Origin of the sequence: Dietzia sp. SLG310A2-38A2, assembly GCF_014145095.1 — a bacterium.
In the GTDB taxonomy this organism is placed as follows: Bacteria; Actinomycetota; Actinomycetes; order Mycobacteriales; family Mycobacteriaceae; genus Dietzia.
Genome location: NZ_JAALDX010000062.1, coordinates 1 through 1,285 on the forward strand (window position 1 = coordinate 1; position 1,285 = coordinate 1,285).

Here is a 1,285-nt window from a genome sequence, read left to right on the forward strand (position 1 = left end):
GTCTTGGCGATTCGGCGCATGTAGGCCAGCGGCGTTTGCCACCGGATTATCTCGGAGACCATGTTGGGGATCAGGTCAGGGTTGGACTTGAGCTTTTCGAACTGGTCTGGGAACCGGTTCAGCGCCAGAACGCCACCACTCATCGAGTTCCGGGTCGTGTCGTTCCCTCCGACGATCAACAGCACAAAGTTGCCCATGAATTCCATCGGGCGGTCGATCAGATCCTTGGTGTTCTCGTTGCTCTGCAGCATGGTGACCAGGTCGAAACCGGGTTCCTCCCCCTCTGCTAACCGAGCCTTCTTGTCGTACCACAGAGAACTCAGACCGCTCGCCATCTCGCGCATTCCGTCGAACGTCTCGTCGAGGTCCGCAGGACCACCGTTCGCTTCCTCGAACGAAGTTGCAATATCTGACCAGTACACGAGTTTGTGACGTTCCTCGTATGGGAAGTCCAAGAGCGTCGCGAGCATTCGAGCTGTCAGTTCGATCGAGACAGCCTGGACCCAATCGAACGGCTGATTCACCGGCAAGTCGTCTAGTACCTCGCGAACCCGAGACCGAATGAGCGTCTCCATCTCACGCAGGTTCTTCGGCGCGACCACCCCCTGCACAGCTGCTCGCTGCACGTCGTGGCGCGGTGGGTCCATCGCGATGAACATCTCGATATCGAGAAAACGAGGCGGGGCCCCGATCACTATCATCGGCTCGGCGGAGAAGACCTCATGGTTCTTATCGACCGCGATGATGTCTTCATGTCGGGTCACTGACCAGAACGGCCCGAACGCACTGTTGGGCTGAAAGTGGACCGGAGCCTCGTTTCGCAGGCGCTCATAGTAGGACTGCCAGCGGCCTTGGCGATAGAGAAAGGGATTACTGAGGTCGATGTCGGCGAGCTCGACATCCTCGACGGGAGGAATGGGACTCTCTACGAAGAGCTTCTTCCCATTCGTCCTTGTCACCCAGCGCCGAGTCCTGTCGTACAGATGGGCGCCCCGGATCTGAAGATCCATCGGGATGGCCGACCGGATTCTGTCCCCGACTTCTACATGATTGCTTGACACGACTCTTGATCCCTTCGTCGTTACATCTGGAACTCTGGCACCTGGACGACCAGGCCGTCCCAATCCGCGGACGCGGTCATCTGGCACGACAGTCGAGAGGTCGGCAGCCTTTCCGGGTTCATTGCGAGCATTTCCTCTTCACTTGCTCCCGAGAGGCCGACCTGTTCGGACCACTGCGGATCAACGATGACATGACACGTGCCGCACGCGGCTTCGCCTCCGCA

Annotated in this window: 2 protein-coding genes; both read right to left on the bottom strand. The window is 58.8% G+C overall.

Features of this window, described 5'->3' with window-relative positions; genetic code table 11:
* Nucleotides 1–1,010, bottom strand: a 1,010-nt coding sequence (locus G6027_RS02545; protein ID WP_182635116.1) for a cytochrome P450, incomplete at its 3' end; no start/stop codon positions are given.
* A gap of 71 nt (nucleotides 1,011–1,081) precedes the next feature.
* Nucleotides 1,082–1,285: 2Fe-2S iron-sulfur cluster-binding protein (locus G6027_RS02550; protein WP_182635118.1), on the bottom strand; the 204-nt coding region annotated here is incomplete at its 5' end.